At 72.7% G+C, this 12,872-nt stretch carries 15 protein-coding genes and 1 pseudogene; 12 read left to right on the top strand and 4 right to left on the bottom strand.

What is annotated here, in order from left to right:
* The first annotated feature begins 386 nt into the window (after window positions 1-386).
* Window positions 387-734, top strand: coding sequence for a hypothetical protein (locus tag GXP74_RS19995; RefSeq protein WP_182452815.1), 348 nt, complete (start codon window positions 387-389; stop codon window positions 732-734).
* Window positions 735-823: 89 nt separating this feature from the next.
* On the opposite strand, the gene GXP74_RS42150 is transcribed toward GXP74_RS19995, so the two are convergent.
* A complete protein-coding gene (locus GXP74_RS42150; protein WP_370468441.1) occupies window positions 824-922 on the bottom strand; it encodes a CGNR zinc finger domain-containing protein in 99 nt (32 codons plus the stop codon).
* 510 nt (window positions 923-1,432) lie between these two features.
* Between GXP74_RS42150 and GXP74_RS42145 the strand changes: the two genes are divergently transcribed.
* On the top strand, window positions 1,433-1,579 hold the full coding sequence (locus GXP74_RS42145) for a hypothetical protein (RefSeq protein WP_370468440.1): 147 nt from the start codon (window positions 1,433-1,435) through the stop codon (window positions 1,577-1,579).
* 90 nt (window positions 1,580-1,669) lie between these two features.
* Here the strand turns inward: GXP74_RS42145 and GXP74_RS42140 are convergent, their stop codons facing one another.
* Window positions 1,670-2,149 carry a hypothetical protein gene (locus GXP74_RS42140; protein ID WP_370468439.1) on the bottom strand — a complete coding sequence of 160 codons (480 nt, stop codon included), beginning with the start codon at window positions 2,147-2,149 and terminating at the stop codon, window positions 1,670-1,672.
* Window positions 2,150-2,727: 578 nt separating this feature from the next.
* Between GXP74_RS42140 and GXP74_RS19980 the strand changes: the two genes are divergently transcribed.
* Window positions 2,728-3,198 (top strand): hypothetical protein, encoded by a 471-nt coding sequence (locus tag GXP74_RS19980; RefSeq protein ID WP_182452814.1) that lies wholly within the window; start codon window positions 2,728-2,730, stop codon window positions 3,196-3,198.
* 249 nt (window positions 3,199-3,447) lie between these two features.
* Window positions 3,448-3,813, top strand: a complete 366-nt coding sequence (locus GXP74_RS19975) for a hypothetical protein (protein ID WP_182452813.1) — start codon at window positions 3,448-3,450, stop codon at window positions 3,811-3,813.
* A 13-nt stretch (window positions 3,814-3,826) separates the two neighbouring features.
* On the opposite strand, the pseudogene GXP74_RS19970 reads toward GXP74_RS19975, so the two are convergent.
* Window positions 3,827-3,940 (bottom strand): annotated as a pseudogene (locus GXP74_RS19970) (VWA domain-containing protein); the annotation flags it as partial.
* 315 nt (window positions 3,941-4,255) lie between these two features.
* On the opposite strand from GXP74_RS19970, the gene GXP74_RS19965 reads away from it, so the two are divergent.
* From GXP74_RS19965 to GXP74_RS19960, 3 genes are all read left to right on the top strand, one after another.
* The gene (locus GXP74_RS19965) at window positions 4,256-4,813 is read left to right on the top strand and encodes a hypothetical protein (RefSeq protein WP_225448060.1); all 558 of its coding nucleotides are present in this window, start codon (window positions 4,256-4,258) and stop codon (window positions 4,811-4,813) included.
* Window positions 4,795-4,980: a hypothetical protein gene (locus GXP74_RS40525; protein WP_225448059.1), complete on the top strand. Its 186-nt coding sequence runs from the start codon at window positions 4,795-4,797 to the stop codon at window positions 4,978-4,980. The genes GXP74_RS19965 and GXP74_RS40525 overlap by 19 nt, the downstream gene beginning before the upstream one ends.
* Window positions 4,981-5,147: 167 nt before the next feature.
* Complete coding sequence (locus GXP74_RS19960; RefSeq protein ID WP_182452812.1) at window positions 5,148-5,972, top strand: IclR family transcriptional regulator; 825 nt, start codon at window positions 5,148-5,150, stop codon at window positions 5,970-5,972.
* A 76-nt stretch (window positions 5,973-6,048) separates the two neighbouring features.
* Here the strand turns inward: GXP74_RS19960 and GXP74_RS19955 are convergent, their stop codons facing one another.
* Window positions 6,049-7,464 (bottom strand): family 16 glycosylhydrolase, encoded by a 1,416-nt coding sequence (locus GXP74_RS19955; RefSeq protein WP_225448058.1) that lies wholly within the window; start codon window positions 7,462-7,464, stop codon window positions 6,049-6,051.
* A gap of 452 nt (window positions 7,465-7,916) precedes the next feature.
* Here GXP74_RS19955 and GXP74_RS19950 point away from each other — a divergent pair, with 452 nt between their 5' ends.
* From GXP74_RS19950 to GXP74_RS19930, 5 genes are read left to right on the top strand one after another with little or no spacing between them, the layout of a single operon-like run.
* Window positions 7,917-8,852 carry a carbohydrate ABC transporter permease gene (locus tag GXP74_RS19950; RefSeq protein WP_182452810.1) on the top strand — a complete coding sequence of 312 codons (936 nt, stop codon included), beginning with the start codon at window positions 7,917-7,919 and terminating at the stop codon, window positions 8,850-8,852.
* A gap of 2 nt (window positions 8,853-8,854) precedes the next feature.
* Window positions 8,855-9,739, top strand: a complete 885-nt coding sequence (locus GXP74_RS19945) for a carbohydrate ABC transporter permease (protein ID WP_182452809.1) — start codon at window positions 8,855-8,857, stop codon at window positions 9,737-9,739.
* 46 nt (window positions 9,740-9,785) lie between these two features.
* Window positions 9,786-11,096 carry an ABC transporter substrate-binding protein gene (locus tag GXP74_RS19940; protein WP_182452808.1) on the top strand — a complete coding sequence of 437 codons (1,311 nt, stop codon included), beginning with the start codon at window positions 9,786-9,788 and terminating at the stop codon, window positions 11,094-11,096.
* 57 nt (window positions 11,097-11,153) lie between these two features.
* Window positions 11,154-11,966, top strand: coding sequence for an IclR family transcriptional regulator (locus GXP74_RS19935; RefSeq protein WP_182452807.1), 813 nt, complete (start codon window positions 11,154-11,156; stop codon window positions 11,964-11,966).
* Window positions 11,960-12,868, top strand: coding sequence for an SMP-30/gluconolactonase/LRE family protein (locus GXP74_RS19930; RefSeq protein ID WP_182452806.1), 909 nt, complete (start codon window positions 11,960-11,962; stop codon window positions 12,866-12,868). Before GXP74_RS19935 ends, GXP74_RS19930 begins: the two co-directional genes overlap by 7 nt.
* Window positions 12,869-12,872: the final 4 nt, after the last annotated feature.

Raw genomic sequence — 12,872 nt, 5'->3', positions numbered from 1 at the left:
GTAGCGCGATTCGGGCGGCCGAACAGGATCGCGTCCCTGTCCGCCGCCTCACTGGCGTGTCCCTGCGGCCCGATGTGCGACTGGTCGGGGCGGTGGTGGAACCGCCTCTCGGACAGGATCGCGGCCAGCCGCGCGGGCAGGGCGATCCGGTCCGCGCGCACCACCCGTGGTGGCGATCCGGTCCGGGTTGCGCAGGCAGGAGAGCGCCACGTAGTCGCAGCGGCACTGGTGGAAGGCGTCCTCGGTGTGCAGGGACAGCGGGGCCGTGCTGCTGCCGCTGGTCTCCGAGAGCTCCTTGCCGGGCGCCGGGCACACGTCGTGCACCATGCGGCCGTTCTGCTGGTCGCCCCAGGCGAACGGCTCGCCGAGGACCGCCGCTGCACAGCGTGAGCACGACCTCCTCGCGGCCGCCGACGCCGGTCTTCTCGGCTATGTCCCAGCCGGTCGGGGTCGGTTCGAGGTCCCGGCTCAGCGGCAGCCCCGACAGCACCGCCAGGTCGGTCTCGTCCGCCTGGACCTTCCGGAAGAACTGGCGGACCCGGATCGGCAGCGACTCCGCCACCGTCCTGGCGTGCGGCACGAACTGCGCCGGGTCCCACGGGCCGTACTCGACGAGCACCTCGTCGACCAGCCACTCGATCTGCCTGCGCTCGTTGGGTTTCAAGGACAAGCCTTCTCATGAGAACCATCCTTCTGTTCCGCCGGTCGACGAGGAGGTACCTGGCCGAGCCTGACGAAACCGCCGTCAGGCAGCCACGTCTTTGACCGACGGGTGAAACTGGGCGGTCGTCACGCCGTGCGCCGCGACGTCGGCGAGCCGGGTTCAGCCGTTCCCGCGCCGGTGCGCCGCCACCCGCTCGCGGGTCGCGCAGCGGCGCGAGCAGAACCGCTGGTTCAGGCCGCTGCCCACGGTGACGTACACGTTCCGGCAGCTCGGCGACGCGCACAGTCCCCCGGGCGCGCGCTGGCCGCCCCACAGCAGCACCGCCAACGCCAGGCAGGACGAGGCGAGGAACCACTCGCCCCAGGGCCCGTCGTCGTCGCGGTCCAGGTGGGGGTGGAACGGCGCGGAGCCACCGTGCGAGGTCAGCCGGAGCGGGGCCGGTGTGCCGGACCAGCAGGTCGTTCACCGGGACGCGGCCCGGCCGGCGTCCTCGGCGGCGAAGACCTCGCGCAGCAGCGCGGCGGCGTCGCGCATCGCGGCGACATCGGCGCGCGCAACGTCAGCGGCTCGCCCTCGCCGTGCGCCCGCAGCACCCCGGCGACCTGTTCGACCGTCGGGTCCTCGGCCGACAGGGCGTTGACCAGCGCGGCGGTGCGGCGGGCGTTGACCGACGGCGAGTGCCGACCGGCCGGACCCCCTCGATGCGCGCCACCCGCGCACTGTAACGCACCTGGCCCGGTTTTCCGTTACTCCCCTACCGTGCGGGCCATGCGGAACCACTGGGCCGTGGGGTCCTATCTGGCCGGGGCGACGGCGGCGCGCGCCGGGGACGAGATGGCCGGTCCGGCCCTGGCGTTGGCGGCGCTCGCGGCCACCGGCTCGGCGTCGCGCGCGTCGGCGCTGTCGGGGGCCTGATGGTGGCCGCCGCGGTGGGAGGGCCGGTCTTCGGGGCGCTGCTGGACCGCTCGGCCGCCCCGGGACGCCTCCTGGCCGCGGCCCTGGCCGCTACGCGGCGGCCCTGGCCCTGGTCCTGGCCGCGCTGGGACGGCTGCCGTTCGCGGGCACGGTCTCGATCGCGGTCGGCGGCGGGGCTGCTGGGGCCGCGATGGCGGGCGGGTGGACCTCGCAGCTGCCCCGGGTCGTGGCCGACGCCGGTCCTCGCGGCGGTCTCGCCCGCGCGAACGCGCTGGACGCGATGACCTTCGACGGCGCGGCGCTGCTGGGCCCCGCGCTGGCCGGGACGGTGGCGGCGCTGGCCGGGGCGAGGGCCGCCGTGTCGCTGTCCCTCGCGCTGATCTGCCTGGCGGTGCCCGTGGCCTGGGCACTGCCGGGGCCGCCCTCGTCCCGGGGCCGGCCCGGCGCCCGGGACCTCCCGCGCACCGCGCTGCTCGCCGATCTGGGCACCGGCCTGCGGGCCATCGTGCGCACCGGGCCGCTGGCGCGCGCCACCGCCGTCTCCGTGCTGTCCTGCGTCGGCGAGGGCATGCTGACGCTGTGCTGCCCGCTGCTGGGCAGGCAGGTCCTCGCGGCACCGGGCGCGGCACGCTCCTGCTGTCGGCGACGGCCGCCTCCGGGCTCGCGGCCAACGCGCTGCTGTCCCGCCGCCCGCGCGCCGCGCCCGGCGCGCCCTCGCGGCCCGACGGCATCCGCCCCGACACCGTGCTGTGGTGCGGCACGGTGGTCCTGGCCGGGGCGATGGCGCTGGCGGCGACCCGCGGGCCGCTGCCGGTCGTGGTGGCCGCGCTCGTCGCCGGGCTCGGCGGCGGACCCCAGCTCACCGCGTTGTTCGCGATCCGCCACCGGGAGGCTCCGGCGCGGGTGCGCGGGCAGGTGTTCACCACCGGCGCGAGCCTGAAGACCACCGGGTTCGCGATCGGAGCGGGGGTCGCGGGGCCGATCGCGACCTGGTCGCTGTCCGGAGCGCTGCTGGTGGCCGCCGGGGTCGAGCTCCTCGCCGCGCTCGTCTACGCCGCGCTCCACCCGCGTCGCCGTCGGCCCGGCGCGCCCGCCCAGGGCGGCGGTAACTCCGCGCGCGTTCGCGGCGGGTACGCCACACTTCGCGGATGGACACGGGTGGGTCGGGCGAGTCGGCGGAACTGGTCGAGCGGGCGCTGGCGGCCGCGCGGGTCGCCGAGGAGACCGACGACTGGGACGAGTACCGGCGCCTGCTGTGGCGGGCGGCGGCCGACGGACCGGGGTCGCTGCCGCTCGCCCTGGAGCTGATCGGTTCGCCCGATCCGGTCGACCGGGCCACCGGCTGCGACCTGCTGGGCAACACCAGCGACCAGAACGAGGCGGTGCGCGGGCGGGCGGCCGCCGCGCTGGTGGGGCTCGCGCGGCGGGAGAGCGAGAGCTGCGTCCTGTGCTCCCTGGCGGGCGCGATCGAGCGGACGTACGACCAACGCGCCGTCCCGGTGCTCGTGGAACTCGCCGCGCACCCGACGCCGGGGTCCGCCGTCAGGTGGCCGGCTCCTTCGCGGGGGTGGCCACCGGCCTGCCGGACGGGCCGGACATCCGCGCGCTCATCGCCCTGACCCGCGACCGGGACCCGGAGGTCCGCGACTGGCGACGTTCACGCTGGGCTTCCAGAGCGAGGTCGACAGCCGGGCGATCCGGGCCGCGCTGTGGGAGCGGACCACCGACGCCCATCCGGACGCCCGCGAGGAGGGCATCCACGGGCTCGCCCGGCGACACGACCCGCGCGCGGTCCCGCTGCTGGTGGAACTGCTCGCCGCCCCGAGGGCGCGCACGTCCTGACGTTCAGCGCGGCGCAGATCATGGGCGTGCCCGAACTGCTGCCGGCCCTGCTGGAGTACGAGCCCGACGACGTCGGCGTGACCGCCGCCGTGCGCTCCTGCGATCCGCTGCGGCGGGCCCGGTTGGACAGCTCGGCCTGGGACCTGGTCCTGACGCTCCACCGCCTGCGCCCCGACCTGGACGCCTCACTCTCCATGGCGGTGTTCGACCACGGGATGACCCTGGGCCTGGACGGCGCCCGCGACTGCGGCGGCTACGACGTCGCCGGTCTGCTCGAACGCGCGCACGGCGATCCCGCCCGCGCCGCCGAGCTGGTCGCCTCCGACCTGCCGCCGGTGGACAGCGCTACAGCAGGACGAGCAGCTTGGTGCCGGGCACCAGCGTGCGGTTGACCGAGGTCGACTGGACGAACTCGTCGACCACGCGGACGAGTTGCTTCTCGTGCTGGCGCATCGAACCGGACTTGCCGACCACCAGCGAGACGTGGTTGACCTTGTGCTTGATCCTGTTCGCGGACATGGCTCCACCCCGTTTCCCCACGCCTGTCGGCGCCTTTCCGGCGTCCCCTCCAGCGTTGTCACCACCCTGGGACGGGTACTGACAACGCGTCCGACCTGGGCCCGGGGCCGGTGGGCGGGCGGTCGGCGTCGGCGCCCGCGTGGCCGTCCACCCCGACGGCGGAACGGGTCGAGCGTGCACAGCCGTGCCCAGGCTCCGGTATCGCCGCCCGGGTACCGGCGCCGCGGTCGCCGGTCTGCGGTTGCCCCGTCCCGGTGTCGGGTGAAGCTGTCCGAGGACGGGGCCCGACCAGGAGCGACCACGGACGGATCAGGCATGGACCACGCTTCCGGTGTCACCGTGGTCCTCACCGCGGCCGACCACGCGGTCGCCTCCTGGATGCTGCTGGCCTTCGTCGTCACCTTCGTGCTCACCCGGCTGATCACCCGTCTGATCCGCGCGGGCCGGGGCCCCTTCGGCAACGTCGAGGTCGGCGGGACCCATGTGCACCACGAGGTGTACGGGATCATGGCGATGCTGGTCTCCGGGGCGGTCGAGTTCGCCTACCGGCCGCAGACGCCGGGCGCGCAGATCCTCGGCGCGCTGTTCGGGGCCGGTGCGGCGCTGACGCTGGACGAGTTCGCGCTCTGGCTGCACCTGGAGGACGTCTACTGGGCGCGCGAGGGCCGCAAGTCCGTTGACGCGGTGTTCGTCGCGGCCGCCGCCGGGCTCTTCCTGCTGATCGGCGGCAACCCGTTCAGCACCCGGACGGCGAGAGCCACCTGGCCTTCGGTATCGCCCTCGGCGTCAACCTGCTGCTGTGCCTGGGCGCGATCCTCAAGGGCAAGACCACTGTCGGGATCGTCGGCCTGTTCGTGCCGTTCCTGGCCCTGATCGGCTGCCTGCGGCTGGCCAAGCCGCACTCCCCCTGGGCCCGCTGGCGCTACCGCCCCGACTCCCGCGGCGCCCGCCGCGCGGCGCGCCGCTACCCGCCCGGACGCCGCACCCGGCTCGACTCCCTCAAGGACTTCCTCGGCGGCACCCCGCAGGACCCCCACTGACCGGTCGCGCGCGTCCGCCGTATGGTGGATCGGCCATGCGGAATTCCGAGGGGTGGTGGGCGGCGGTGCCGGGCCGGAACCCTACGCATCGGTACTGCCCGGAGCGCGCGGCGATGTAGCATCCACTATCTAGATAAGGTTCCTTACTTTCACTGAGGGGATTCGTGATGGCGCACTCGTCGCGCACCGGCACCGCGGCCACCAGCGGTTCGATGTCCGGTACGCAGAGTGTGGAGCGGGCGCTCTCCCTGCTGGAGTACTTCTCCGAGGAGCAGCCGGAGCGCCGGATCGCGGAACTGGTCGAGCTCAGCGGCCTGGGGCAGTCGACGGTCTCGCGGCTGGTCGCCACCTTGGAGTCGTTCGGCTACCTGTTCCGGGACCCGCGCAGCGGCCTGCACCGGATCGGCCCGAAGGTGGTGACCCTGGCCGGGGTGGCCCTGAACCAGTCGCCGGTGCACCGGGCGGCGCGGCAGGTGGCGCAGAACCTGGCCCATGAGGTGGAGCTGGGTGTCAACGTCGCCGAGCGCCATGGCAGCGAGATGTTCTACCTGTGCCATTTCGAGGGGCCGCTGGCGCCGCGGAACTTCACGCTCACCGGTCGGACCGCGCCGCTGCACGCGACCGGGATGGGCAAGGCGCTGCTGTCGGGGCTGTCCCCGGAGCAGGTGCGCGAGGCGGTGGGTGACAGCTATCCGGCGTACACGCCGCGGACGGTGGTCTCGCTGGACCGGCTGCTGCAGGAGTTGGAGCAGGTGCGGGCGAGCGGCTATGCCACCGAGGTCGAGGAGTTGGCGTTCGGCCGGGCGTGTGTGGCGGCGCCGGTGCGCGACCGGTCCGGGGCGGTGACCGCCGCGCTGTCGGTCTCCGGCTCGCTGTCGGCGCTGGATCTGGACAACCGGCAGGGCGCGCTGGCCGACAAGGTCATCGAGACCGCCGACCAGATCTCGATCAGCCTCGGTTTCATGGGGCCCTCGGCGCACCGGTTCGGCTAGCGGGCGCGGGCGGGCGCGGCGGGGGTCTCCCGCCGCGCCCGCCCGCCGGGGAGGGGTCAGCCGAGTGCGTCGGCCTTCAGCCGAGTGCGTCGACCTGGAGGCCGGAGACGCCGAAGGCCTGGTTGTAGCCCTTGACGCCGATGCTGCCGATCATGAAGGAGGTGTCGGTGGCGGACAGTACCCGGGTGCCGTTGACGTAGCCGGTGACGGTGTCGTCGTCGGTCACCAGGGTGAGGTCGTAGGGGGTGCCGGTGGTGATCGCCAGGGGGGCCTGGGCGAGGGTGGTCACGGTGGCGCCGGTGCCGGTCGGGTCGAGCTTCTTGACCAGGGAGACCTGCTGGGTGGTGGGGTTCAGTTCCAGGTAGTAGTAGTTCTCGTCGTTCTGGTAGCGGGCGAGCAGGCCCGCTCCGTCGCCGGTGGAGTCGAGGGTGACCGTGGCCTCGACGCTGCCGTTGCTCCAGTTGGGCACGTAGGGAAGGTTGTTGGCGGTCGGGCCCAGGCCGTAGGAGGAGACCGCGTCACCGCTGGTCGAGGAGACGCCGTAGCTCTGCGTGCCGCCGCTGGTGGTGACCGCCCACCGGCCGACGCCGTTGGTGACCCATTCGTCGGCGTTGTCGCCGAGGTCCGGGGTGACGCTGGGCTGTCGGCGGGCAGCGAGGAGGCCGGTCGGGGTGGTCGCCGGGGTGGTGCCGCCGGGGGCGTAGTAGGCGACCCAGTCCACGTCGAAGGTGCCGTAGCTGTGGCCGACCGGCTGGGTGCTGTCGAGGTCGGCGGCGTTGGTCGGGATGGCGGTCAGCCACAGGGTCATCGGGCTGTTGGGCAGTGAGGTGTTGGGCAGCGGGTTGCCGACCTGTAGGCCGTCGAGGTAGTAGGTGAGCGAGGAGGCGGTGTAGAGCAGGCCGAAGGTGTGCCAGCCGCCGAGCGGGTTGGTGCCGGCGGCCGTGGGCTGCCACTTGACCCGGGCGGAGTGCGACAGTTCCACGTCGCTGCCCTGCGGGTCGGCGTCCCAGGTCAGGTCGCCGCCGTCCAGGTAGGTGGTCTTGACGCCGCCCACGGTGGTCGGCTGGTTCTCGAAGACGTCGAGTTCGGTGAAGTCGGTGTTGTCGAAGGCGGCCTGGGCCTGGCCGCCGTCCCAGATCTGGGTCCAGAAGGCGGGGTGCCAGCCGGGCAGGCCGCTGGGGACGAAGGCGCGGACCTCGTAGTAGCCGTAGCCGTAGTACTGCTTGCTGGAGATGCCCCCGCCGCGGTAGCCGTCCAGGCCGGTCGAGGTGCTCACCCGCTCCATGTTGACGTGCAGTTCGCCGCCGGAGACGGTGACGTTGGAGTCGTTGGACTGGGAGGTCTGCCGGTAGTTCCAGACGCTGGTGTCCAGCGACGGGCCGTCGAAGTTGTCCACGAACACCGGCGAGTAGCCGGCCGGGGGGTAGGAGTCGGTGGGCGGGTCCGCCTGGGCGGCGGTGACGCCGGGACCGGCGACGCTGAGCAGGCTCATGATCGCCATGAGGCCGACCAGTGCGGTGAGGAGCCTGCGGAGCGGGCGCGGCGCGGGTCTGGTTCCGGGTGACGGCGTCTGTGGCTGCATCTGTGACTGCCTTTCGGGGGTGGCCGATGTGGCCCATATAGTGGCTTGCGCATCCACCCATCGCAAGAGGCATGCGGAAATTCTCCGGCAATCTCCGCGTCATCCGCGCCGCGATCACACGTATGTGCTGTTCAGGGCGTACGACTGGGCCTAGTGTGGGCGAGCCGGACGGCCGTCCACCGCTGGGGAGTTCGTCGACCGCGGCCGGAGCGGGCTCACCATCCGGGTCCTGACCTGGCGTTCCATGCCCCCGGACGACGCCGGGGCATGGACATGACCGGGAGTGGCATGGAGATGTCATCCATTTACTAGATATGACATCCGCGATATGGTTCCATGTCATCACAGTGTGAGGAGTTCATATGTCGGTCACCACCGAACCCACACCCGCGCGGACCGCGCCCCGCACCGTCCGTCCCCAGCGGCGGCGCGGGACGCTGGGGGCGCGGGACCGCACCTTCGGGTTCATGCTCGCGGCGCCCGCCGTCGCGCTCTTCCTCGTCGTGGCCGTCTATCCGCTGGTGGCCAGCTTCGGCACCAGTCTCTACCACCAGTCCCTGATCTACCCGGGGCGGACCTTCGCCGGGCTGGGGAACTACGCGGCGGTGTGGCCCGACTTCCTCGACCGGCTGGGCACCACGCTGGAGTTCTCCGTGCTGTCGACGGTGTGCCCGCTGCTGATCGGGGTGGCGCTGGCGGTGCTGCTCAACGCCCGGCTGCGCGGGCGCACCGTGCTGCGCGGCGTGCTGATGCTGCCGTGGCTGCTGCCGGGCGTGGTGGTGTCCTTCCTGTGGGCGTGGATCTTCAACGACAGCTACGGGGTGGTCAACCACGTCCTGTCGCAGCTGCACCTGCCGCAGGTGAACTTCCTCGGCCGGCCCTCGACGGCGATGGCGGCCGTGGTCATCGCCAAGACCTGGAACTCCTTTCCCTGGGTGATGGTGGTGGTCCTGGCCGTCCTGCAGACCCTGCCGCGCGAGCAGTTGGAGGCCGCCGCCCTCGACGGGGCCACCCGCCGCCAGCGGTTCCGGCACGTGTCGCTGCCGCACCTGCTCGGTCCGGTGGCGCTCATCTCGACGCTTGAGTTCATCTACAACTTCGGCTCGTTCGACATGATCTTCGTGATGACCGGCGGCGGCCCCGGCACCTCGACCATGACCCTCGCGGTCACCCTCTACCAGTACGCGTTCACCGACTTCGACCTCGGCAGGGCCGCCGCCATGGGAGTGCTGTGGCTGGGCGTGCTGTCCGTCGTGTGCGGGGCGTACTTCGTGCTCAACAAGAAGCTGGAGTCGTGACCATGGCCCTGCTCACGTTCACCCGGACCCGGCGGCGGTCGCGCGACGTCGGCGAGGGGATCACCAACCCCTCCCTCAGGCTCGCCGGGAAGACCGGCCTGACGGTGCTGGCGCTGTTCGGGCTGCTGCCGGTGTACTGGCTGGTCGCCACCGCCTTCACGCCCCGCCAGGACGTCTTCTCGGTCGACCGGCCCTACCTGCCGCTGGACCCGACGCTGGCCAACTTCCGTGAGTTCTTCGACAATTCGACGCTGCTGAAGGACCTCGGCAACTCGGTCGTGGTCTCGGCCGGAACCGCGCTGATATCGGTCGTGGTGTCCGGGCTGATGGCCTACTCGCTGTCGAAGTTCCGCTACCGCGGCCGCAACACGCTCATGGTCATGTTCCTGGTCGGGCAGTTGGTGCCGGGGGCGCTGCTCCTGGTCACGCTCTACCTCATGTTCAACTCCGCGGGGCTGCTCTACACCTACACGGCCGTGATCCTGGCCTTCACCACGTTCACGCTGCCGCTGTCGGTCTTCCTGCTCAAGGGCATCATCGACGCGCTGCCGGACGAGATCCTGGAAGCCGCGAAGATGGACGGGCTCTCCAACACGGCCATCCTGTTCCGGATCGTCTTCCCGCTGATCGTGCCGGGCCTGATCACCACCGCGATGTTCGCCTTCATGCGCGCCTGGAGCGACCTGCTGTTCGCGCTCACCATCGCCGGTCCGGACAAGCAGACCCTGACCGTCGGCATGACCACGGCCTTCATCCACGACGGCGCCGCCGACTGGCCCGGCCTGATGGCCGCCTCGGTGCTGACCTCGCTGCCGCTGGCAGTGATCTTCGTGCTCCTCCAGCGCTACTTCGTCTCCGGCCTCGCCGCCGGTGCGGTCAAGGGCTGACCCCTCCCCACTCCCCCACCCTCACCCTCACTCCCCAGGAGCTGATATGACTGGCACCACCCCACTGACCGGCCGCGCCGTCTCCCGCAGAGGCCTGCTCGCGGGCTTCGGCGTCCTCGGCACCCTCGGCGCGCTCAGCCTCGCCGGGTGCGCGACCTCCGCCCCCGGCGGCTCGGCCAAGGGCGCCGCGACCGACACCGAGTCCATCAACTTCTACGGCAACGCCCTGGGCGAGGACGCGCAGAAGGCCGCCTGGCAGGCCGTCATCGACGGCTGGCAGCGGCAGACCGGCAAGAAGATCAAGCCGGTGGTCTTCCCCTACGACCAGGCATCGACCCAGCTCGCGCTGGCGGCCAAGACCGGCGACTTCGACGGCGTCGGCCAGGGACCGTGGCAGGTGCTGGTCCCCACCGGCATCCTCGCCGACGTCTCCGACCTGGCCGCCACCATGGACCTGCCCGGCACCTCCGTCGACTCCTTCCGGATCAACGGCAAGCTGTACTTCATCCCGATCAACGCCTCCGGCATCGGCCTGGTCTGCGACGGCCGGATCGCCGACGAGGTCGGCCTGAGCGACAGCATGACCGTCGAGGACTTCGCCACCGCCCTGGAGAAGATCAAGAAGCAGGACCCCAAGGTGATCCCCTACGCGGCGGTCACCGAGAACCCCGACCTGAAGGACGCCGTCCACTGGATGTGGGGCTGGGGCAGCCCGGTGGTCACCGACAGCCTGCGGTGCACCATCGGCGACGCGCCCAGCGTCGCGGCGATCACCTGGTACAAGGGCCTGCAGGACGCCGGGCTGACCAAGGCCGGGGTCAACCGCAGCGACGCCCGGATCCTGTTCGCCCAGGGCCAGACCGCCATGTACGACGACGCGCCGCTGGCGGACAGCTTCGTGCGGACCAACGGCGGCAGCGCCGCCCTGCAGGCCGCGATCCGGCCGCTGCGGCGACCCGCCTACCGCACCGTCCCGTCCGCCAACCGCTTCTGGGGCAGCGGGCTGTTCTGCAGCGCCGGTGAGGGCGAGCAGACCAGCAAGGACTTCATCAACTACGTCGCCACCAACGTCTCCGCGGCCACCGCCCTGTACCAGGAGTCCTCGCTGGCCCCCGCCGACGCGAAGGTCGCCGCCCAGGTCCCGGGGCTGAACAAGGACGCCTTCCAGAGCGCCTTCCGCACCGCCGTCGCCGACCACTCCCGGGCCTCCGCCTGGGACGCGCTGGCCAGTTCGGCCGAGATCGACACCGCCATAGGCCAGGGCGTCGCCGGCATCCTGGCCGGTCAGAGCGGCGTCCAGAGCGGCCTCAACGCCCTGCGCAAGACCGTCCAGGGCATCCTCGCCCAGAACAGCTGAGCCGCGCCCGGCAACCCGCCGCGGCGCGAACCGACCACCGAAACCGAATGGAGGATCATGGCAACCGAGTCCAGCGCCGGTACCCAGGCGGTCGAGCGCGCCATGTCGCTGCTGGTCTGCTTCTCCGACGAGCACAGCGAGCTGCGGACCTCGGAGCTGTCCGCGCGCACGGGGCTCGGCCAGTCCACGGTCTCGCGGATGATCTCCTCGCTGGAACGGCTGGGCTTCGTCACGCAGGACACCCGCACCGGCCTGTACCGGCTGGGGCCCACCGCCGTGACGCTCGGCTCGGTCGCGCTCAACAGCTCGTTCCTCTTCCGCGGCGCCCGGCAGATCGCACAGAACCTGGCCCACGCGACCGGACTCGGCGTGAACCTCGCCGAGTTCCGCGACGACCAGCTCTTCTACCTGTGCAACTTCGAGGGCGCGAAGTCCCCCAAGTCGTTCACCATGGCCGGGCGCACCGCCCCGCTGCACGTGACCGGCATGGGCAAGGCCATCCTCGCCGAGCTGGGCCCGCAGTACCTCCGGGCCTACTACGCCAAGGGCCTGGGCCACGCCTACACCCCGCACACCATCACCGATCCGGACCGCATGGAGGCGGCACTGGCCGAGGTCCGCAGCCGCGGCTACGCCACCGAGGTCGAGGAACTGGCGTTCGGCCGGGCCTGTCTGGCCGCCCCGATCCGCGGGCGCAGCGGCGAGGTGGGGGCCGCGCTCTCGCTCAACGGCCCGCTGTCGGAGCTCGACCTGCCGGTACGTCGGCAGGAGTTGGCGCTGATGGTGATCGAGGCGGCCGACGAGCTGTCGGCCGCGCTCGGCTTCTCGGTCACCCGGGCCCCGCGGCCGCGGGCGCCGCTGACGTGGTAGCCGCCGCAGCGCCCGCCCGGCCGGTGCGCGCCCCGCTGCCGCGGGCGCTGCTCGGGGAGGGCCCGCGTTACGACGCCGCCTCCGGGACGCTGAGCTGGGTGGACCTGGTCGCCGGACAGCTGTGGCTGGCGCCGGTGCGCCCCGGCGCCCCGCTGGACGCCTGGATCGGGCGGCCGGTGCTGCTGGCCGAGTTCCCGCGGCAGGTCAGCTGCGCGGTCCGGGTCAGGGGCGGGGACGGCTGGCTGCTGGCGGTCGGCGGGACGGTGGTGCACTGGCACCCGGACCGCGATCCGGCCGTACTGGCCGAGTTGGAGCCGGACCCGGAGCACAGCTGCCTCAACGACGGCGCGGTGGACCCGCGGGGCCGGTTCTGGATCGGCTCGATGGGTGTCCGGCGCCCGCTGGGGCCGTGGGGCCGGCTGCACCTGCTGCGGCCCGGGCACCCCGGCGACGGCGGGCGCGCGGGCAGCCGGGTGCTGCTGGAGGGGATGCTGGCGGCCAACGGCATCGGCTGGAGCCCGGACGGGGCGACGACCTACGTGGTCGACAGCGGCCTGCGGCTGATCCACCGGCTGCGTACCGGTGCCCGCGGGCCGCTGGCGGCGGCCGGGCCGCCGCTGGCGGTCCCGGACGGGGTGCCGGACGGGATCGCCGTCGACGGCGCGGGCTGCCTGTGGGTCGCGCTGTGGGACGGCGGCTGCGTCGTGCGGCTGGGTCCGCGGGGGGAACTGCTGCGGCGGATCGAGCTGCCCTGCTCGCGTCCGGCGGCGTGCGCGCTGGTCGGCTCCCGGCTGGTGGTGACCACGGCTTCGGTGCCCGGGGAACCGGGCTCCGGCTGGACCTACGCGGTGGACGTCGGGTCCGGCGGCCCCGCAGCGCCGCGGGCGCTCCTGCGGCCGTGAGGCG

The organism is Streptacidiphilus sp. P02-A3a, assembly GCF_014084105.1.
In the GTDB taxonomy this organism is placed as follows: domain Bacteria; phylum Actinomycetota; class Actinomycetes; order Streptomycetales; family Streptomycetaceae; genus Streptacidiphilus.
Note: the sequence above shows the minus strand (reverse complement) of the source record. Positions and strands in the feature narration are given on the sequence as shown.